This window comes from Streptomyces sp. NPDC045899, assembly GCF_056431485.1.
In genome coordinates, this window is the sequence record NZ_JBWKKP010000011.1 from 127,706 (window position 1) to 146,414 (window position 18,709).

At 68.7% G+C, this 18,709-nt stretch carries 20 protein-coding genes; 17 read left to right on the plus strand and 3 right to left on the minus strand.

All coding sequences use genetic code 11. The features are described 5' to 3' along the window. Positions 1-2 precede the first annotated feature (2 nt). Together AC07FT_RS18330 and AC07FT_RS18335 are read left to right on the plus strand one after the other, a co-directional pair. On the plus strand, positions 3-1,229 hold the full coding sequence (locus tag AC07FT_RS18330; protein WP_479177090.1) for a YcaO-like family protein: 1,227 nt from the start codon (positions 3-5) through the stop codon (positions 1,227-1,229). Continuing rightward, a complete protein-coding gene (locus AC07FT_RS18335; RefSeq protein WP_479177091.1) occupies positions 1,226-2,689 on the plus strand; it encodes a TfuA-like protein in 1,464 nt (487 codons plus the stop codon). The genes AC07FT_RS18330 and AC07FT_RS18335 overlap by 4 nt, the downstream gene beginning before the upstream one ends. Positions 2,690-2,925: 236 nt before the next feature. On the opposite strand, the gene AC07FT_RS18340 is transcribed toward AC07FT_RS18335, so the two are convergent. After that, entirely contained in the window at positions 2,926-4,671 is a 1,746-nt protein-coding gene (locus AC07FT_RS18340) for a hypothetical protein (RefSeq protein WP_479177092.1), read from the minus strand. A gap of 851 nt (positions 4,672-5,522) precedes the next feature. Here AC07FT_RS18340 and AC07FT_RS18345 point away from each other — a divergent pair. Then, on the plus strand, positions 5,523-5,984 hold the full coding sequence (locus AC07FT_RS18345) for a GntR family transcriptional regulator (protein ID WP_479177093.1): 462 nt from the start codon (positions 5,523-5,525) through the stop codon (positions 5,982-5,984). Between the two features lies 1 nt (position 5,985). Beyond that, on the plus strand, positions 5,986-6,552 hold the full coding sequence (locus AC07FT_RS18350) for an HD domain-containing protein (protein WP_479177094.1): 567 nt from the start codon (positions 5,986-5,988) through the stop codon (positions 6,550-6,552). Here the strand turns inward: AC07FT_RS18350 and AC07FT_RS18355 are convergent. Together AC07FT_RS18355 and AC07FT_RS18360 are read right to left on the minus strand one after the other, a co-directional pair. Then, entirely contained in the window at positions 6,540-7,013 is a 474-nt protein-coding gene (locus tag AC07FT_RS18355) for an NUDIX domain-containing protein (RefSeq protein WP_479177095.1), read from the minus strand. The genes AC07FT_RS18350 and AC07FT_RS18355 overlap by 13 nt on opposite strands. A 2-nt stretch (positions 7,014-7,015) precedes the next feature. Further along, positions 7,016-7,774, minus strand: coding sequence for a helix-turn-helix domain-containing protein (locus AC07FT_RS18360; RefSeq protein ID WP_479177096.1), 759 nt, complete (start codon positions 7,772-7,774; stop codon positions 7,016-7,018). 650 nt (positions 7,775-8,424) lie between these two features. Between AC07FT_RS18360 and AC07FT_RS18365 the strand changes: the two genes are divergently transcribed. The 13 genes from AC07FT_RS18365 (at position 8,425) to AC07FT_RS18425 (ending at position 18,694) form a co-directional block, all read left to right on the plus strand. Continuing rightward, positions 8,425-9,240 (plus strand): DUF4097 family beta strand repeat-containing protein, encoded by an 816-nt coding sequence (locus AC07FT_RS18365; protein WP_479177097.1) that lies wholly within the window; start codon positions 8,425-8,427, stop codon positions 9,238-9,240. A gap of 124 nt (positions 9,241-9,364) precedes the next feature. Beyond that, positions 9,365-9,655 (plus strand): hypothetical protein, encoded by a 291-nt coding sequence (locus AC07FT_RS18370; protein WP_479177204.1) that lies wholly within the window; start codon positions 9,365-9,367, stop codon positions 9,653-9,655. After that, entirely contained in the window at positions 9,652-10,809 is a 1,158-nt protein-coding gene (locus AC07FT_RS18375; RefSeq protein WP_479177098.1) for a conjugal transfer protein, read from the plus strand. Before AC07FT_RS18370 ends, AC07FT_RS18375 begins: the two co-directional genes overlap by 4 nt. Continuing rightward, on the plus strand, positions 10,809-11,195 hold the full coding sequence (locus tag AC07FT_RS18380) for an RRQRL motif-containing zinc-binding protein (RefSeq protein WP_479177099.1): 387 nt from the start codon (positions 10,809-10,811) through the stop codon (positions 11,193-11,195). The genes AC07FT_RS18375 and AC07FT_RS18380 overlap by 1 nt, the downstream gene beginning before the upstream one ends. A gap of 83 nt (positions 11,196-11,278) precedes the next feature. Next, entirely contained in the window at positions 11,279-13,504 is a 2,226-nt protein-coding gene (locus AC07FT_RS18385) for a cell division protein FtsK (RefSeq protein WP_479177100.1), read from the plus strand. A gap of 141 nt (positions 13,505-13,645) precedes the next feature. Continuing rightward, positions 13,646-13,897 carry a hypothetical protein gene (locus AC07FT_RS18390; protein WP_383162981.1) on the plus strand — a complete coding sequence of 84 codons (252 nt, stop codon included), beginning with the start codon at positions 13,646-13,648 and terminating at the stop codon, positions 13,895-13,897. 17 nt (positions 13,898-13,914) lie between these two features. Beyond that, positions 13,915-14,109, plus strand: a complete 195-nt coding sequence (locus AC07FT_RS18395; RefSeq protein ID WP_383162980.1) for a hypothetical protein — start codon at positions 13,915-13,917, stop codon at positions 14,107-14,109. A gap of 15 nt (positions 14,110-14,124) precedes the next feature. Continuing rightward, complete coding sequence (locus tag AC07FT_RS18400) at positions 14,125-14,580, plus strand: hypothetical protein (protein ID WP_479177101.1); 456 nt, start codon at positions 14,125-14,127, stop codon at positions 14,578-14,580. Between the two features lie 12 nt (positions 14,581-14,592). Next, the gene (locus tag AC07FT_RS18405; RefSeq protein ID WP_479177102.1) at positions 14,593-14,883 is read left to right on the plus strand and encodes a hypothetical protein; all 291 of its coding nucleotides are present in this window, start codon (positions 14,593-14,595) and stop codon (positions 14,881-14,883) included. 91 nt (positions 14,884-14,974) lie between these two features. Then, positions 14,975-15,703, plus strand: coding sequence for a DNA methylase (locus tag AC07FT_RS18410; RefSeq protein ID WP_479177103.1), 729 nt, complete (start codon positions 14,975-14,977; stop codon positions 15,701-15,703). Next, a complete protein-coding gene (locus AC07FT_RS18415; RefSeq protein ID WP_479177104.1) occupies positions 15,700-16,548 on the plus strand; it encodes a bifunctional DNA primase/polymerase in 849 nt (282 codons plus the stop codon). The genes AC07FT_RS18410 and AC07FT_RS18415 overlap by 4 nt, the downstream gene beginning before the upstream one ends. Positions 16,549-16,550: 2 nt before the next feature. Further along, positions 16,551-18,026: an ATP-binding protein gene (locus AC07FT_RS18420; protein ID WP_479177105.1), complete on the plus strand. Its 1,476-nt coding sequence runs from the start codon at positions 16,551-16,553 to the stop codon at positions 18,024-18,026. A 440-nt stretch (positions 18,027-18,466) separates the two neighbouring features. Beyond that, complete coding sequence (locus AC07FT_RS18425) at positions 18,467-18,694, plus strand: helix-turn-helix domain-containing protein (protein ID WP_479177106.1); 228 nt, start codon at positions 18,467-18,469, stop codon at positions 18,692-18,694. Positions 18,695-18,709 lie beyond the last annotated feature (15 nt).

Below are 18,709 nucleotides of genomic sequence, written 5' to 3' on the forward strand. Positions count from 1 at the left end.
GAGTGAGCTCCACGGCCCCCGTCGGCCACGCCGAACGCGGCGTGGCCGACACCGTACCGGGAGAGGGCGGAGTGCTCGCGCACACCGTCCTCTCGCCGGACGACACCCGCAAAGCCCGTGTGTCCGGTACCCACCGCGTGCTGGCCCCCGCCGAAACGCTGCGCCGGATCGAGCCACTGCTGCCGGTCGTCGGCATCACCCGGCTCGCCGATGTCACCTGGCTCGACGAGATCGGCATACCGGTCCACCAGGCCATCCGCCCCGGCTCCCGGACGATATCGGTCAGCCAGGGCAAGGGGCTCACCCACGAGCTCGCCAGGATCTCCGCCGCCATGGAATCGATCGAGTCCTGGCACGCCGAGCGCCTGGATCCCGGCGAAGTGACCGCGACCGTCGCCGACATGGAGCGGATCTGCGGCTATCGCGTCCGGGATCTGCCCCTGGAGCCCCGCCACCATCTCTGGCCCGGCGTGGAGCTCGAATGGACGGCGGCACGCCGCCTGGACGACGGCGCTGACACCTTCCTGCCAACCGAGCTGCTGCGCCTGGACGGCCGGGTGCGCGACACCTGGATGCCGCCCCTGTTCGTCCAGAACAGCAATGGGCTGGCCGCTGGGAACACCGTCGCCGAAGCGGCACTCCACGGCCTCTACGAGGTCATCGAACGCGACTGTCTGACCCGCGCCGGGACAGGCACCTCACCGGCCCTGGACCTGACCACCGTGGACGGCCCGGCCCGGGAACCGCTGGAGCTCATGGAGGCGGCCGCGGTCGAGGTCCGGGTCGAGGTGCTTCCCTCGCCCACCGGGGTCGCCTGCTTCCTGGCCACCATCTGGAGCGAGGAGTTCCCGGTGCTCTTCGCCGGTGCCGGGGCCCATCTCGACCGTGACGTCGCCCTGTGCCGCGCCCTGACCGAAGCCGCGCAGTCGCGCGCCACCCAGATCGCCGGGTCCCGGGACGACCTCACCACGGGCGCCTACCGGCGCGCCGCCGCCGAGTGGTCCGGACCTTCCACACCTCCTCCGGAGGCCGGTGGGGTCACCTACGACGACATCGCCTCCGTCCGTAACGCATCCCTCGCGGACGACCTGCGCACCACCGTCGCGAGCGTCCTCTCCGTGACCGGACGGGCCCCGCTGGTCGCGGACCACACCCGGCCGGAGTTGGGCATCCCCGTCGTACGGGTGGTCTGCCCCGGGCTCGGCCACGAGACGGCGTTCACCTCATGAACCGGTACCTCCTGATCGGCCCCAGCCTGCCGGACGCCGCCGACCTGCCCGCCGCCGACGGCATCACCGTCCTGCCGCCGGCGGCCGCGGGGGACCTGCTGGAACTCGCCCCCGGGCGCGGAGACGTCGTCGGCATCGCCGACGGCTACTTCCGCCAGACCCGGGCCGTCCGGCACAAGGAGATCCTCACGCTGCTCCAACGTGGTGTGACGGTCCTCGGAGCCGCCAGCATGGGCGCCCTGCGCGCGGCCGAACTCGACACCTTCGGCATGCGCGGAGTGGGCCGCGTCTACCGCGACTACCGTGACGGCCGGCTGACGGCCGACGACGAGGTGGCCATGGTGCACGGCCCGGCGGACGAGGGCTACCGGCCCCTCTCCGAAGCGCTCGTCAACATCCGGGCGACCCTGCGCCTGGGCGTGCGGGAGGGGATTCTCGACGCCCCCACCGCCGACCGCCTCATCGCCGCCCTGGCACGGCGGCCGTACCGTCTGCGCTCCTACCCGGCGCTCCTCCGGCTCGCCCGCGAGACCGGGACACCGCCCGCTCGGGTCGAGGCGCTCCGGCATCTGTGCACCACCCGGGCCGTCGACCTCAAACGTGACGACGCGCTGCGACTGGTCCACGCACTGCGCACGGCCGACGGGAGCCACGCGGAGGAGCCCACGGGCCATTCGCCCGCCCCGGACGTCGCACCCACGCTCTATGTGCACCGCTGGCAGTTGCTGGCCCGGTCCGTCGCGACCGGGGACGGCGAGGCCGCCGAGATGAGCGTGTTGCGGATGTGCCAGCTCTTCGCCCGCGACTACCCGGACTTCTACCGGGACCTGGTCCTCGGCCACCTGGTCCGGGAGTGCGCCGCCACCTGCCGGACCAGGCCCGCGGGAGCACTCCTCGACGGGGCGCTGGAGCACGCGCGGCATCGCCACGTCATCCCGGACCACCGGACGGGCGAGCCCGGGGACCTGGCCTTCCTCGATCTGTGGCTGACCCCGGCGGAGCGGGCCGCACATCCGCTGACGGACCAGCTCGGCCGCTTTCTCGTGCGGAGCTTCCAGCTCACGCCCGGAGCCCCCGCGGACCATCTGGCACTGGAAGCGCTGCGCCGGCGGCCGGTCTTCCCGGCGGCGGCGAAGCTGGTGACCGCGGCACGGTCGGTGAACGGCCACGCACAGCGGACCCAGCCCGCCTTCGACGTCCACACCCTGTCGGCGAGCCGTGTCTCGGCCCACCTCGGCGAACGGTGGGAAGTCGAGGACGGGGACCTGGAACTGCACGCCCGGGACCGGGGCATGGGCTCGCGGGACCTCCTGATCGCCGCGGCCCGGCCGTACCACCTGCTGTCCACGTACAACCCGGAGCTCATGGAGCTGTGGATCGGCCAGGCGGACGGGAGCCCGTGGTCCGGGAGCCCGTCCCGCGGGCTGTCGGAGGCCGTGGCGGGATTCGAACCCACGTAACTCGCTTTGCAGGTTTGTCCGGACTAGTCAGGGCTTGGTCCGGGAGCGTTCGCACCCGTTCAGTTCCGTACGGATGTTGCGCCCACAGAGGTAGGCTGAACGGCTCCGGACGGCCGCGTACGTTGATGTACGAGACGGAAACTGAGACGGGACGGGCCGAACAAATAGCGGCTCCAGCAGGACCGGCGCTCTATGACGCCGGTCCTGCTCAGCGCACGCCCCTTTGGGGGCACTCGCTAACGGGCGTTCGCCTTGCCGCCGAAGAGACCCCCGCCCTGAGTCAGAATCCGCTGCTCCACGTTCACGAGTCCAAGCAGGGCTGCCGACAGCGCCTGAGGCGTGAGTAGCTCGCTGACGTCATCCTTGCCGATGGCGACGGACTCACCGGACTCCGTGCGCGCCACGAGTGTGCCGTTGAGGTTCTGAGCGTGCACGACGTGCGCGACGGCCTCCTCGCCGTACACGCGCTGGACCAGTCCATGCACTTGCGAGGAGTCAGGCTTGGGCCAAACCTCGTTCGCCCAGTAAGTGAACTCCTGTTGGAACACGGGATGATCGGAATTGAGGTACACCACTCCACGGTGCTCCAGGCCGTCGATCTCACGCGTTTCGTTCTGTACGTAACGCGCGAGGTACTTGGCCTCCTCTACGTCAAAGGAGTCCCAGACGAACGCCGGATAGCCACCGCGTGTAGCAGTGGTGGCGCCAGTCAGCGATCCGCCCCGTGCCGGCTGCAACACTTGCTGGGGGACCGAGGGGCCTCGACCTGCGACGCCACCTCCTCCCGAACGCCTCGAAGACGTGCCCTCGCGGCGCCCTGCGACGGCTGTTCCGGCCGGGACGCCGAGGATCCGCCCGGCGGCTGACGTGGTGAGACGCGAGGCCTTGAAACGAGCGTTCAGCCGGTCCAGGATGCGCGCAATGTTCTTGCCCATCGACGCGTCTGCACGTGCTGCACTCTGGCTGCGAATGTCGTCCAGAACCTTCTTGAGCGGTTCCGGGAAGTCCGCGAAGAATCGATCACCCCACGCATCCCACGGGAGTTCGCCGCCCCCTTTGGGGATGAGAATGTGCCTGGAAGCCTGGGTGAGCACACCCCACTGAGTCGGCCGACTGTCACTGAACACAGGCGGATGCAGGATCACCCATGTACGGCCCTTGATCTCGTCAGTGATACCGAACTGCCGATACCGGTGCTTGGTGTGGTCCGAGTGGTATGCCTCGCCCTGGTAGTCGACCACCACAACGGGTCGCTGGGCGATGTAGTCGTTGGTTCCCTTCACCGGAGCGTCAGGCTCGGGAACATAAAACCACTCGGCGACCGTCCCGTGGTCGTCGACCTGGACCGAGCCTGTCAGGTGCGTCTCGGGAATGTAGTGCCGTAGGCCATAAACACGCCTGGGGCGCCACACCATCGACGTCCCATCAGGCAGCTCGACCGTCTTGTCCTTGGTCTCCCGACGCCCCGTCTCACCCTTGCGATAGAGATCGATGACCGTTGTCTCCAGCGGCTTGCCCTGCCGCTCCGGAACCTCGATGACGCGACCGTTGAGGTAGCGCACGAGTCCGTCCACGGACTCGTGCCGAGCAGAGTCAGGGTCCCCCTCCCAGGTGTCGCTCTCCGCGGAAGCGCCCAGGAGCACCATGATCGTCCCGGTCTTCATCCAGTCGGGACGGATCTCTCCCCAGTGACAGCCGTGCGCCTCGTCCGCGTACGGGAGCATGACGTCGTCGCGGCCGAGATACATCCCGTCCTCATCATGGACGTCCCATTCCTTGAACGTGTAGCTGTCGCCCTCGCGGTGGATCCAGACCATGGCGCCATCGGGCGTCTGCTCGGTGTAGCTGATGACGACGACACCGTAGGGATTCCAGGGAAGGACCGAAGACTTAAATCCCTGACCGAAGTTGCCATCGACGCCGATCGGCTTACCACCCCCGCCGAAGGAAGACAGGAAGACCAGAAGGTCATCGGGGATCATTCCCGATCCGTTATCCATGATAGTGCGTCGAAGAACACCCTTATTGCGTGCAGCTTGTTCCTCAATCCCGAAATGGATGACTGAGGCGCCGCTCTCCTCAGAGTTGCGCCACGCCTCTCGCGCCCACTGGTAAGGGCCACCAGCTTCGTACGCCTGACGAATGAGGTTCTTTACTGCGTGGACCGGGACCTGGACTCGTCGAGCCATATTTGGTTTTCTCCTTGGGCTTCCTAGAGCAAGTGCCCTAGAAACTGCGCAAGAGCGAGCGCCCTTGCGGGGGCCACCATACTCCCTCGACGCGGCACAGCACTTGAAGATTCCTCTGTTCTAATGAGCACTCAACTGCACGTGACTCGGAGGCTCTTGCACCGTTGAGACTCCGCGCCGCCCCTGACCTGCACAGGAGTATCGGGTCCACCTCGCGACGCGCCCTGCGTCGGAGGTGTGTGCTGACTCCAACGCGGACCGTGTCCGGCTGGCAGTGCGGGCACGACTGCAGGCGCAGTGCATCGAGGGCTCGCGAAACGTGCGCTGGGCGGCTCGGACACAGGTGTCACGTCCACCAGGGGAAGAACCAGACGCCCACCAGGCCCCGCAACAATCTCCATGAGACAGGACTAAATCATTAGAGGCGACATGAAGGTACTGGCTTCCTATCTTATGACGTCAGTACCCGCCCTCAGCGCCTCTTCGGTGAGCGTCCGGCAAGCTTGTCCCCTCCTGTCAGGCTGTGGGTACTGGGCAGAGCATGATCCGACCGCGATCACCACCGTTCATTCGTGTACGGATGCTGTGCCCGCCAGACATGCGACTCTTAAGGTTCTACACGGGTGAGCAGAGAGGGAGAACGAGTGTCGCAGCAGGCCAGTCCTCGGGGGACCTTCCTGAAGATCGCCGATGCAGTGAAGGCGCGAGTCGAGGCGGACCCAGCCATGACGGAGCTTCCGTCTGCGGCTGAACTCATGAGCGAGTACAAGATCTCGCGTGGAGTCGCCCTCCGTGCCTTTACGGTTCTCCACAGGGATGGCGTCGCCGAACCGGTGCCGGGCGGGCGTTGGCGTGTCGTACGGGCAGGTGAGCGGACTGGCCGCCGCCCGTTGGAAGAGCGCATCGCGCACGTGATCGTGGAGGAAGGTTTGACGGTCGGGGCAGCGTTCCCCAGTGCGTCTGCTCTGGCCGAACGGTTCGGAGTCTCACGCCCCACCGTGACCAAGGCTCTCGACAAGTTGGAAGCCGCGGGCGTGCTGGCAAGTGGAGGGCAGGGCAGGGTGCGGACAGTCCGCGCCCTGCCGATTCGAGAGGAGCGTTCGTAGGTTGTCGGAGCTGACGGAGTGGGCCTACCCCTTGGCTGAGTCCCTGCTTGCGGAGCCGCTACCGCGCCGCTGGAAGCACTCGCTGGGGGTCGCCGAACGGGCGCGTACCATCGCGCCCATCCTCGGGCGGGATGCGGAGCTACTGGAAGCCGCTGCTGTCCTGCACGACATCGGCTATGCGCCGGACCTTGCCAAGACCGGCTTCCACCCGCTCGATGGCGCCCGCTACCTCCGCGACATCGCCCACGCTGACGAACGCGTCGTGAACCTTGTTGCTCACCATTCCTGTGCATGGATGGAGGCCGAAGCGCGGGGCCTACATGAGGAGTTGCAGGGTGAGTTCCCGCGCGAAACCGCGCAGCTGAATGACGCGCTCTGCTACTGCGACATGAACACGACGCCGGACGGCGAACCGACGAACCCTGTGGACCGGGTCAACGAGATTGCCGGCCGCTATGGGCCGGACAGTCTGATCGGCCAGTTCATCCGTCGCGCCGAGCCGGAGATCTGCGCGAGTGCGGCACGTGTGCTTGAGCGGGTCACTGCCGCCAAGCGTCAGCCGATGTAGGGGGTCGTCCGCGTCCGGTCCATGGCGTGCTGGATGCGGAGCTGCATCGTGGGGTGCACATCCAGCTTCGACAGGTCCGCTGGGTCAACCCAGCGGACCTGGGTCGTTTCGTTGCTCGTACGAGTCTCGCCGCCGATCGGCCGAGCGCGGAAGCAGATGCTGAACTGCTGGCGGACCTCTCCGTCGTCGTACTGCATCACGTGCCCCGGGTCGGTGTAAATCCCGGACACGTCGAGGACTTCGGCCTTGATGCCGGTCTCTTCCCAGACTTCGCGCACCACGGTGTCGCTGATGGACTCGCCTGGGTCGTGCCCCCCACCTGGCAGTGCCCAGCGCCCGTTGTCTGACCGCTGGATCATGAGGACCTGCCCTATGTCGTTCTGGACGAACGCCACGACGGAGGGCACGACCGAGTTGGCTGGCGGAGCGTCCGGGTCGTGCAGGTAGTCAATGCGTCCCATCGTCAGGCTCCCGTGATGTCGCTGTCTGTGACCTGGCGAGCGCCTCCCCAGGTCTGTTCGATGCTATTCGCGTACATGTCGAACAGGCCGCCGCCTGGCATGCGCCGCAGGTGGAAGACGGGTGCCATGTATGCGCCGATGCCGTAGACGTGCGGGTTGACCAGCATTTCGTCATCGGATCGGTAGATGGAGTTGTAGAGCGTCGTGGCGTGCAGCCGGACGCTGACCTCCGGGTGACTCTTGAAGAGAGGCCGGTAGTTCACCAACGCATTCCGGATCTTGCCATCCATGACCCGGTGGCCTTCATCGATGCCGCGCTGCCGAACAGCTTCACAGCCTGGGTCCCCCAGCAGGATGCGCACCTGAGTCGTCCCCTCGACCTTCTGCTTCAGGAGGTCGTGGAATTGGGGGTTCTCCGACAGGAAGAGCCCTGAGTAGACGAGAACGTCAAGGTTCCTGTCGGCCCGCGCGTACATCTCGCGCCACAGACCCGGCGGCACCGTGTGACGGTGTGGATAGACGGCCACAATCTCCGCCTTTGTCAGGTCCGTTGCGCTCTCCAGCGTGCGGCCGTCATCCCACAGCGTAGTGACGTCGACCTTTAGCGCTGCGGCAGTCGCGTACTGGTGCCGCCGGTACGGCACCTTCCCTTGCGAGATCCAGCGTTCGACCGTCTTCGGGTTGACGCTGATCTCTTCAGCCAAGCTCTGCACGGTCATGCCGCGCGCCAACAGAGCTGACCTCAGGCGCTCGTTGGACATCTGCACCCCCCGGCGGGACATCTAGGACTTCATGACCGTAGCCAGATGTCCCTGAGGTTTCCAGGGAGGGGGTAACTAACTCCCCTGACCTGCGGCGATTCTGATTGTGCGCCAAGAAGTTCCCGGCGCGACACCAAGGGAGTCCGCCACCGTACTTGACGGGCCCCCATGCAGTACCTGTAAAACAGGTACTGCAGCGAAACGACGCCCGGAGAGTCCCCGGAAGGGACTCGAAGGAAGCGCCCGTTCCTTGAGAACTCAACAGAGTGCTTTGAACTTGGCGGGGCCTGGCCCCGTCCCCGCGACGGCCGGGTGATGACCGTCGACGGCCGTTTCCGGTGCCGGATTCCTGTTGGGGAGCCTGCCTGGTTCGCGGTCGTTCTGCTGGCGCCGAGCAGTGCGAATAGGGCGCCCCGACAGTTCGAGGGTCGGGGCCGGGTGGCCGTGGCGACGGCTCCCGGTGAACTCCTCGTACTCCTCTACCTCAGCCCCGGTATGCAGCCGAGAGGGCGCGGGATCAGATCCCGCCCGGGGCGCTTGGCCTGCCGTCTCTTGCGGTGTTGGCCCTCATTCCCGGTGCGGCGGCACTCCCGGACAAGGACAGCCCGCCGCGCCTGGTCTCCCATCCCGACGCAGTCAGGAGTCCTTCCATGACCGAGCGCACCATCCCCGTGAACGTCATCGGCCCGATCGCCCTGGACCTGGCGATGAACGCCGGCAGCATCCGCGTCGCCGTCGACCCCACGCTGAAGCAGGCGCAGGTGGTCTTGAAGACCGACGCCGCTTCGGGTCCGTCGGCTGACGCGATCCGCGACACCGCCGTCAGCCTCAACGGGCAGAACCTCCGCGTCCGAGTCCCGGACGTGGTCGGCGGTATGAGCGGCGGCACCACCATCCGCATGGGCGGCAGCACTATGACGTTCTCCGGCGGCAACGGCGTACAGATCGTGGGCGGCAACGTCCACATCACCGGCCCCCATGGCGGCGGCAAGGTCTTCATCAACGGCCGCGAGGTCACCGCCACTGGTCCGGCCGACGACGTGGTCACGCCGATCACCGCCGAAATCCACCTGCCCGCCGGGTCCGTGGCGCTGATCAGCACGCACACCGCCAACACCGCCGTCAGGGGCGCACTGGCGCGGCTGGAATACGACGGCACCTCTGGCAACCTGACCGCTGAGCGGGTCGGCGACCTGGAGGCGACGGTCACCAGCGGCAGCGTCATGGTCGGCAACGTGACCGGCCCGCTGGACGTCAACCTCACCTCCGGCAACCTCGACATTGGCGCCTACAGCGGCAGCAGCGCGAGGCTGAACCTCACTTCCGGCAACGTCCGGATGGCTGCGACGCCGCAGGCCACCGGCCGTCTCACGGTGGCCCCCACGTCTGGCTGCGCACGCATCACCGGCGCGGTTCACCTGAACGTCCGCCGCCGGGTGACCAGCGGCTCCGTCCAGGTCAGCTAGCACCCACTCCGCACCCTTCACCATCTGCCCCCGTTCGCGGGGCGGTCGCACTCCCGGACAAGGACAGCCGACCGCCCCGCGCCCTTCCCGACGCTTTTAGAACGAGGAGAGAACCATCATGCGCATGCGCACCTTCGTCGCTGGCCAGGAGGCCCACACCGATTCGGAGTTCGCGGAACTGGCGCTCGGTATCGACGTCGACCTGTTCCGTGGCCCGCTGGAGCCCGAGACGGCCGAGGAGCGGCGCGCCCGTGAGGACGCGGCCGGTGACATCCTCGCCGACCTGCGCGCGATGGGCGAGGCCGGTGACGAGATCGCCGGTTGGGACGCCCTATACGCCGACGCGCTGACCCGCACGGTGCCGTTCCTGCGCGCCGCCCGCACCTACCGGTCGGGGACGGGGGAAGCGGCATGACTGAGACGACCGCGCGGAAGCCGCTGAGCAAGGTTCAGGTCGGGGTGCTGACGGCTGCGTTCGTGCCGATGCTCGCCACGGGCGTTGTCGGCGGGATCGGGACTTACAGCAACATCGGGCACGCCTATGGCACGGGGACCGCGCTCGGTGCGCTCGGTGCCGGTGAGGGCGCCACGGCCGTTCTGGCGCTGGTGCTGTTGGGGCTGACCATGCTGGGGCAGTCCTCGCCGCGCGTGGTGCGGTTCGGTCTGTGGGCGCTGCCGGCCGCCGCCGCCGTTATGGGCGCCATGGCCGCGCCGGACCTGGGGCGGACCGTGATCTACGCGCTGACCCCGATGGGCATGTCGGTGTCGGCGGAAGGTATGGCGTTCCTCGCCCGCCGGATCGTCGTCCACACCGACGGTCGCGACGCGGAGAACGAGCGGCGCACCGCCGACATCGTCCAGGCCCTCGCCTACCACCGCGCCCGCGCCGCACACCACCCGAGCAATCGGATCAAGTGGTGGTCGGAGCGCAAGTCATGGCGCCTGGCCCGCAAGGTCGGGGTCGGCGATGCCGCACTCGGATCGAGGCTGCTGAATGTCCAGCGCGACCGGATCACCGCCGGTGCGGATGCCGCGCTCGGCTCGATGTTCGGCGGCACCGACCCCGCACCCGCACCGATCACAAATGCGGAGGAATCTACCGAGACCGAGAGGAATCGGTCTACGGCTGACCTGCCGGAATCGACCCCGGCGCCCGTCGCGCTGACGCGGCTGCCGGTGCCCGATCCGGTGCCGGTCGACTGCGGAAAGTCGACCCTCCCGCTCAAGCCCGTCCCGGCCATCGCACCGCCGGTCGAGTCGACCAAGTCCGATCTGGCGCCGGTCGAGTCGAGCAAGCGGCGGGCGGTGGCGGCCGACTCCCCCCGTTCCCGTCGGGCGACTGGTCGGGTTCCCGAGGCGGCACGGTCGCCCCGGCCGAAGCGGACGCGGGCCCAGTTGCTCGATGAGGCACGTACCGCGACGGCCGATTGGCCGGACAAGCACATCACCGCCGAGGGCATCCGTCGCGAGATCCGCACCTCGCCCGCGAACGCGCGGATGCTGCGGGACACCCTCCTTGCTGAGCGTGCCGAGCGCGACGCCGACCAGGTCGAGGGGACTGCGGCCTGATGTCGCCGGCCTTCGGCAAGTGCTACGACCCCACCGGCACCACCTGGGGCGTCCCCACGTACCCGTGGCGGCTGGCGCCGGACGGTCTTGCGACCCGCCGGCAGTTACGGGCCCGTGGCCTACGTCCCGGTGGTCAGCCGATAGCGGCCCAGGTGATGCGTCGCTCCCGCCGCCGGAAGTCCTGCGCCCTGGTGGCCTACCTGTACCGCCTGGACCTGGCCAAGCGGGTGCGCCCGATGACCCCGGGCAAGCGGGCCGCGCTGGACAAGGCGATGACCGCCCGCCGCACCTGCCCCCAGTGCCGCACGGACGCCGGTTACTGCATCCCCACCTCGCTCGGCGTATGCGTGACCTGCGCCTATCCCGAGGAACAGCGCGCTGCCTGAACCACCCGAACCCGGGTCCGGCCGCCCACCTTCCACAGCAAGCCGGCCGGACCCTTCGACTCCCGCGAAGGAGCAGATACATCGTGACGGAAACCACCGCGTTCCCGCCCCCGGACGAGCCCGAGGGCGCCGAGGAGCGGACGGCCGAAGTGCTGCCGTTCCCGCTCAAGAAGAAGACCGACCCGGCGACCGCGCCCGCTGAGGGCGAGGTCAAGCCGGGGGAGTGGGAAGCCGAACTTCCCGACACCGACGACCCCGAGGCCGGCGACGTGACCGAGGGCGCCCCGGTCGACCCGCCCCGCGAGGTCTACCCGCCCTCGGTGGCGGAGTGGATGGAGGCCAAGGACAAGGCCCGGATGCCGGTGCTGCCGGACTGGGTGAAGCTGCCCGACCAGCGCACGGCCGTCCGGAAGTGGGCGGTACGCCACTACTCCGCCGTGGTCGGCTACCACGCGGTGCGGCTGCCGCTCGTCTACACCCCCAAGGTCGTCGTCTACTCGCCGCGCGGTGCGTGGCGGTGGTCAGCCGCGATCGGGCGGTGGGTGTTCGACGCGGAAGGCAAGTCCCTGCGGCTCGCCGCCGTGGCGTCGGAGGACGCGGGCGAGTACCTGAAGCTGTCCCGGCAGCGCAATGACCGGGTCAGGCTGCGGGGCGTCGTCGCGACGATCGGTGCGTTCATCGGTCTCGCCGCCGCGCTGACCCTGTACGTCATGGCGCCGTCGTGGCTGCTCCTGCTGTCCGTCGCCGCTCTGACGACGACGCTGGGTGTGGTCGGGGCGCCGGCGGATCGGCCGCTCATCGACCTGGCCAAGGTGACCTTCCGCAAGCGGCGGCTGTCCTCGGACATCATCACCCGCGCCTTTGAGGCGGCACGGCTGACCATGAAAGACCAGGGCATCGCCTTCCCGCGGCCGATCGGCCGGGACGGTGACGGCTGGCGTGTGGTGGTCGACCTGCCGTACGGCAAGACGTTCGCGGACGCGGTCAACGCCCACGAACGTCTCGCGTCCGGCATCGACATCGCCCCCACTCAGCTCTTCCTGGACAAGGACGAGACGAGCGCGCGGCGGGTGTCGATGTGGATCGCCGACCGTGACCCGCTCGCCGTTCCCTCCGGCAAGTCGCCGTTGCTGGGAGCGACGCGGGTGGACTTCTGGAAGCCGTTCCCGTGGGGCGTGGACGAGCGGGGAAACCCGGTCATGGCCACCATGCTGTGGCTGTCGCTGCTGGTCGGCGCCGTGCCCCGGCAGGGCAAGACGTTCTCCGCGCGCACCATCGCCCTCGCTGCCGCGCTGGACCCGTACGTCAGGCTGTACGTGTTCGACGGGAAGGCGTCGCCGGACTGGCGCAAGTTCGTGCTGGTCGCGCACCGAATCGGGTTCGGCATCGTCCCGAAGAACGGGTTCGATCCGGTCGTTCACCTGCTGACCTCGTTGCGTGAGCTGAAGGCGGATGTCGAGGACCGGTACCACCGGCTCTCGGAACTGCCGCTGCACATCTGCCCCGAGGGCAAGCTCACCCCGGAGATCAGCAGGGACAAGAAGCTGAACATGCCCCTGACGCTGTTCGTGGTGGACGAGGTGCAGGAGTACTTGCAGCACCCCGAGCACGGCAAGGAGATCCTGTCTCTGCTGGTCTACCTCGCCCGCGTCGCCCCGGCGGTCGGTGTCTCGGTGATGACCTCGACGCAGAAGCCGGACGACAAGGCGTGCCCCTCGGAGCTGCGTGACCAGCATCAGGCTCGGTTCGCGCTGCGGGTGGGCGCCTACCAGGTCTCGGACACCATCCTTGGTGCCGGGTCCTACAGCGAGGGTCTGGACGCGTCCAAGCTGCTGAAGTCCCACAAGGGCGTTGGCCTGCTCAAAGGCATGTCGGACGACTCCGGCATCGTCCGGACGTACCTCGCCGACGGCCGCGACGCTGAGCGCATCCTGACCCGCGCCGCCGCGCTGCGTGAGGCCGAGGGCACGCTGTCCGGTGATGCGGCTGGCGAGGCTCCGGCCCCGGAGGCGTCGGCCACGATCCTGGACGATGTGGCGGCCGTGCTCGGCAAGGGTGAGGCCAAGGTGTGGTCTGAGACCATCGTGGATCGCCTCGCCGACCTGCGCCCCGAGGTCTACGGCGCATGGGCGGAGTTGGAGCCCAAGCCCAAGGCCGAAGCGCTCTCCAACGCGCTCAAGCCGTTCGGTATCGGCACGGTTCAGATCAGCCGCCGCGTCGATGGCGAACAGCTCAACAAGCGCGGCATCAAGCGCGACGACATCGCCACGGCGATTACGGAGCGCAACAAGAAGAGGGACGCCGGATAGGTCTCACGGACTGCTACCGGTAGCGGCAGGGGTCGCTACCGGTAGCAACCCTGCTAGCGACCCAAACCGCCCCTGATCAGGTCGCTAGCTTCTAGCGGCCCACCTGCGGAAACCCATCAAACCCGCCCTGAGAGGCCCCTGATGAGCCTTGCCGTCCTCGCTACCGCCTTCCTGCTCACCATCACGCTCGGTTACAGCGTCAAGTGCTGGCTCAGCCCGTTCGGGGACTGTCGCAAGTGCGCCGGCATGGGCCACGGCTTCAAGACCGACCGCAAGGGACGACTCAAGCGCGGCAAGGACTGCCGCCGCTGCCAGGCAACCGGCAAGCGCATACGCGTCGGCCGCTGGATCTACAACCGCGCCGCGCGCACCTACCGCGCCGGCACCCGCTGACCACCCCGGGAGGGCCCGTGGTCATCACCATCCCGCTCGTCCTGCTGCTCGCCGTCGTCCTCGCGCTGCTGCTGCGCTTCCGGGCGCTGGGCGCCGGCGCGGCCGTCGCCGCCGCGCTCTTCGGCTTCTACCTCGCCGGCACCGGCGCCAGCGACAACGTCAACCAGCTCGTGACCGCCATCACCGGCGCCCTCGCCGGCATTGGCCGCTAGAAGGGAGACCAGGACATGACCGGACCCACCGAGTACCACCCGCCGGCGGCCGTGGAAGTCCACCACCCCGCCCCGATACCGCCCGCGCACACGGCGCCGATCGTGCCCGTGCAGCCGGGCAGCGTTCCGGCCGTGACGAGCGTCGTCCTCCCGGACGGCCGGGTCATCACCGGCTACGCCATCGAGCCGGCCAAGCCGGAACCGGTCGCGGCCAAGCCGGTCATCTCCCGCGCGGCGGTGAACATCGCGCTCGGCGGCATCGGGTTCGCCGCCATCTGCGGCGGGCTTGTGCTGCTGACCACGTTCATCGCCGCGCTCGCCGCGCTCATCCATCAACTCATCATCCTCGCCGCCGTCATCTTCGGCGGCTGGATCGCGGTGCAGGTTCTCGGCGCCGGCCGTGGCCGGAGCGGCGGAACGACGGTCAACATCCGCAAGGCCGTCATCAAGCGCAACCGCTTCTACGGCTGAGAAGGGATCTCCGTGCTGCGACTCCGTATCCAGCGCACCGCGCTGCCCCGCAACGCGCTGGTCCTGGCCGATACCCCCGACCCCGACTGCCGCAACTGCGAAGGCGTAGGCGGCATCCCTCACGACTACGGCGACTACGAGACCGGCGAGTACGCGGGCACCGACTGGGAGCCCTGCGAGTGCTGGAGCCAGTGGCGCATGCTCCTGCTCCCGCTGCCGCGTCTGCCCCGGTGGCTGCACCGGCGAAGCAGTGGCAGCGACCCGTGGGGCCCCGGCGGCTACAGCAACGAACCGCCCTTCTAGCTACGCCCGAGGGCGGCGGCACTCCCGGACAAGGACAGCCCGCCGCCCTCGGTCTCCGTATCCCGACGAAGCAGAACAGGAGACCCACAGCATGGCCCAACCCATCACGATCCCGCGAGTCGACTCCCGGCCGCGTCTACTGGATCTGTTCTCGTGCGCCGGCGGTGCCGCCATGGGGTACGCCCTGGCCGGGTTCGCCGTGGACGGCTGTGACATCGCCCACCGGCCGAACTACCCCTTCCCCTGGCACCAGGGTGACGCCCTCGCCTACCTCGCCGCCCTGATCGAATCCGGAGAGATCAAGCGGTACGCGTTCGTTCACGCGTCCCCGCCGTGCCAGCACGGATGCGCGCTGACCGTGGGCACCAACGCTTCTCAGGGGTGGGGTCGTGCCCATGTTGACCTGGTGGCGTCCACCCGCGAACTCTTGGACCGCACCGGGCTGCCGTACGTGATCGAGCAGCCCAACGGGCGCGCGAAGATCCGCAAAGACCTCACGCTGTGCGGCGAGATGTTCGGTCTCGGGGTCATCCGTCACCGCAACTTCGAGTTGGGCGGATGGATCGCCGAGCGGCCGGCGCACGTCCCCCACCGGGGCCGGGTGCGCGGGTGGCGGCACGGTGAGTACTTCGACGGCCCTTACGTCGCCGCCTACGGCAACGGCGGCGGCAAGCCGAGCATCCCCGAACTTCAGCAAGCCATGGGCATCACGTGGACCGACGTCCGCGAGGAACTGACGGAGGCCATCCCGCCCTCCTACGCCGAGTGGATCGGCCGCGCCTACCTCGCCGCCACCACGACGATGGGGGTGGCGGCATGACCGCGACGTCCAGGCACCTGCGCACCGCCCTCGCTCTGGCGGCGGCCGGTGTTCCGGTGCTGCCCCTACGGCAAGGCAAGACCCCGTTCGGCAACTGCCGCACCTGCAAGGACAGCGGCTGTGGAGACCGGCCGAACATGAAGGCCGCGGGTCCCTGCCGGTGCCCGGCCCCTTGCCATGGGTGGGCAGCAGCGACCGCCGACCCGCACGCGCTCACCTCGCCGATGTGGGCCCCGGCATGGCGTCAGGCCGTGGCCGTCGCCTACCACCCCGGTGGGGCCGGGCTGACCGTGGTGGACCTGGACAACGCGGCGGCCGTCGAGTGGGCGCGTGAGGCCCTGCCGGCCACGCGGACCGTGCTGACGACACGTGGTGAGCACTGGATCTACCGGGGCGCCATGCGGTCGTCCAACGCGGTCCGGCCCGGTGTCGACATCAAGTCGTCCATGTCCTACGCCCGATGGCTCGGCCCCGGCACCGGCACCATGACCACCCTGCCGGACGTCGTCCGCGCGCTGGCCGAGAAGGAACTTGCCACGGTACGGCCCGCGCCGCACAGCGTGAGTGTGCCCGTGCGGGTCGGGGGCGGGGAGTGCCGACACCGCACGCCTGCCTACCTGGACCGTGGGATCGCCATGGCAGAGCAGCGCATCACTGAAGCCTCCAGCGCGGTCCACGCCACCGTCTACGGGACGTTCCTCGCCGTGCTGTCCGCTCATGGCCGGTGCGGCTGCCTCACCGGCGCCCACATGCAGCGGCTGTTCGCCGCCGCGCAGGCCAAGGGCGAAACCGTGCGGCACTGCGCCGATGCGTGGGCCAATGCCCGAACTCGGTTGGGACTGTGACCATGACCGACGACGACAAGACCCCGGCCCGCGACGTCATCGCCGACTACGCGCAAGCGCACTTCCGGTACTTCCGCACCGCCGACGGCATGGTGTACGCGCAGAAGAACGGCCACCCCGTGGCCCGCCCGATCCGCTCCCAGGGCACCTCGGGCAGCCACCGCCAGGAACTCATGGTCGGCCTCTTCCGCGATGGGCACGGCGTGTTCAACGGCACCGCCCTGAAGGAAGCACTGGACCTGATCGAAGCCCTGGCGCTAAGTCAGGACGTGCAACCGGTCCAGATCCGCGTTGCCCCGGGGGTCGATAGTGCAACGTGGCTCGACCTCGGCCGCGACGACGGGCAGTCCGTCCGCATCCACCCGACCGGGTGGGACATCGTCACCCCTGACCCGAGGGAAGTGTGCTGGCGGCGCACCCAGCTCACCGGCGAACTGCCCCTGCCCGCCAAGGACACCGACGGCAAGGGCATCGACCTCCTGCTGAGGCTGTGCAACTTCGCCAACGCAGAGACCGAGTGCCTGGCCGTGGCCTGGCTGATCGGCTGTCTGGGGCCCTCCATGCCCGTTCCCGCGCCCTTCCTCACCGGTCCCCAGGGTGCGGGGAAGTCCACCGGCGGGCGGATGCTGGTGCGGATCATTGAGGGGATGAGCGGTGACCTGCGCCGGGCGCCGAAGGATGAGGAGAACCTGATCGCGGCCGTGGCCGCCGGCTGGGTCACCGCGCTGGACAACCTCTCGCACCTGGCACCGGACCTGTCCGACCTGATGTGCTGCATCGTCACCGGGGCCGAGACCATCAAACGCGCCCTCTACACCGATGGCGACGTTGTCCGCGCACGCTACCGGCGGCCCCTGCTGCTGACCGGCATCGACGTCGGAGTCATCCGTCCCGACCTGGCCGAACGTCTCCTGCCGCTCCGTTTGGAGCGGCCCCGCACCCGGCGTACGGAGGCGGAGCTGTGGGCGGAGTTCGAAGAGGTCCTGCCCGTGATTCTCGGCTCTCTGCTCGATCTCACCGTCCAGGTCCGCGCGGCTGAGGTGGACATCCCCACCGACCTGCGCATGGCGGACTTCGCCCACCTGTGCGCACAGCTCGATGCCGCCACGGGGCTTGGGGCACTGGCCGCTTACCGGACCAGCCTGGATGACCTCAATGACGACGTCATCGAAGGTGACCTGCTCGCGCAGACCGTCCTCAAGCACGCCTCCAGCCTCGCGGCGGGCGTTGAGGCACGGATGACGTCCTCCGAGTGGCTGCACTGCCTCACGGGCCTCTACAGCGGCGAGGACTGCCGCCCGTTGCCTAAGGGGTGGCCGACCACCGGCAAGGTCCTCTCAGACCGCCTCAAGCGTCTCCAGCCCACCCTGGCGGCCCGGGGCGTCGTCGTCGACTGGGGCCGCACCAAAGAGGGCCGTTACATCGAGATGACCCGACGCCCCACTTCGCCACCACAGCAGCAAGAACCGATGCTCTGACCGGTCGGACAAGCAAGAAGAGCACCAGGCGCCGCAGCGGGGTGCTCTTCTTGCTGTTCGGCGGCTTGCCGCCCCCGGTGGTCGCGCCGCGAAGCGGCTCCTTCTTCACGCCTTAAGGCCAGCACGACAACAGACACCCGCCCTCTCTTTTTCCTAAGAGGGGAGACGCTGCGTCACCTGCGTCACCACGGGGTGCGAAACGGCCCGTGAACTGCCACTACAGCGGTGACGCAGGGCGGCCGTGGCTGCGTCATCCCGCGTCACCCGCGTCACCCGGTGACGGAAGCCTGCGTCACCCGATGACGCACCCCGAAACCTCTGCGTCACCCAAAACCCCAGGTCAGAGACCTGAATGACGCAGATGACGCGGTGACGCAGAAATCCGCACCTCGGACAGACGCGGACCCCCACCCGCGAACACAGTCAGAGCTGGAGCGACCGTGGACGAACACGACACCCTCACGACCCCCGCCGACGACGATCCCACCCTTGTTCTCCTCACCGTCGAAGAGGCAGCCCGCCGACTCCGCATCGGCCGGACCACCTGCTTCGCGCTCATCCGCACCGGAGAGCTGGAGTCCATCGACATCGGCCGACTCCGCCGCGTCCCCGCCGACGCTCCGGCCGCGTACCTCGCCCGCCGGCGCGCGGCCCAACGCGTCGCTTGACGACGCCCGGGGCGG

What these genes read in the sequence shown, in the direction of transcription:
- AC07FT_RS18335 (WP_479177091.1), top strand. Translation starts at nt 1,226, where the DNA reads ATGAACCGGTACCTCCTGATCGGCCCCAGCCTGCCGGACGCCGCCGAC.
- AC07FT_RS18415 (WP_479177104.1), top strand. Translation starts at nt 15,700, where the DNA reads ATGACCGCGACGTCCAGGCACCTGCGCACCGCCCTCGCTCTGGCGGCG.
- AC07FT_RS18355 (WP_479177095.1), bottom strand. Translation starts at nt 7,013, where the DNA reads ATGGGACGCATTGACTACCTGCACGACCCGGACGCTCCGCCAGCCAAC.
- AC07FT_RS18380 (WP_479177099.1), top strand. Translation starts at nt 10,809, where the DNA reads ATGTCGCCGGCCTTCGGCAAGTGCTACGACCCCACCGGCACCACCTGG.
- AC07FT_RS18400 (WP_479177101.1), top strand. Translation starts at nt 14,125, where the DNA reads ATGACCGGACCCACCGAGTACCACCCGCCGGCGGCCGTGGAAGTCCAC.
- AC07FT_RS18410 (WP_479177103.1), top strand. Translation starts at nt 14,975, where the DNA reads ATGGCCCAACCCATCACGATCCCGCGAGTCGACTCCCGGCCGCGTCTA.
- AC07FT_RS18340 (WP_479177092.1), bottom strand. Translation starts at nt 4,671, where the DNA reads ATGATCCCCGATGACCTTCTGGTCTTCCTGTCTTCCTTCGGCGGGGGT.
- AC07FT_RS18370 (WP_479177204.1), top strand. Translation starts at nt 9,365, where the DNA reads ATGCGCACCTTCGTCGCTGGCCAGGAGGCCCACACCGATTCGGAGTTC.
- AC07FT_RS18365 (WP_479177097.1), top strand. Translation starts at nt 8,425, where the DNA reads ATGACCGAGCGCACCATCCCCGTGAACGTCATCGGCCCGATCGCCCTG.
- AC07FT_RS18375 (WP_479177098.1), top strand. Translation starts at nt 9,652, where the DNA reads ATGACTGAGACGACCGCGCGGAAGCCGCTGAGCAAGGTTCAGGTCGGG.
- AC07FT_RS18390 (WP_383162981.1), top strand. Translation starts at nt 13,646, where the DNA reads ATGAGCCTTGCCGTCCTCGCTACCGCCTTCCTGCTCACCATCACGCTC.
- AC07FT_RS18360 (WP_479177096.1), bottom strand. Translation starts at nt 7,774, where the DNA reads ATGTCCAACGAGCGCCTGAGGTCAGCTCTGTTGGCGCGCGGCATGACC.
- AC07FT_RS18420 (WP_479177105.1), top strand. Translation starts at nt 16,551, where the DNA reads ATGACCGACGACGACAAGACCCCGGCCCGCGACGTCATCGCCGACTAC.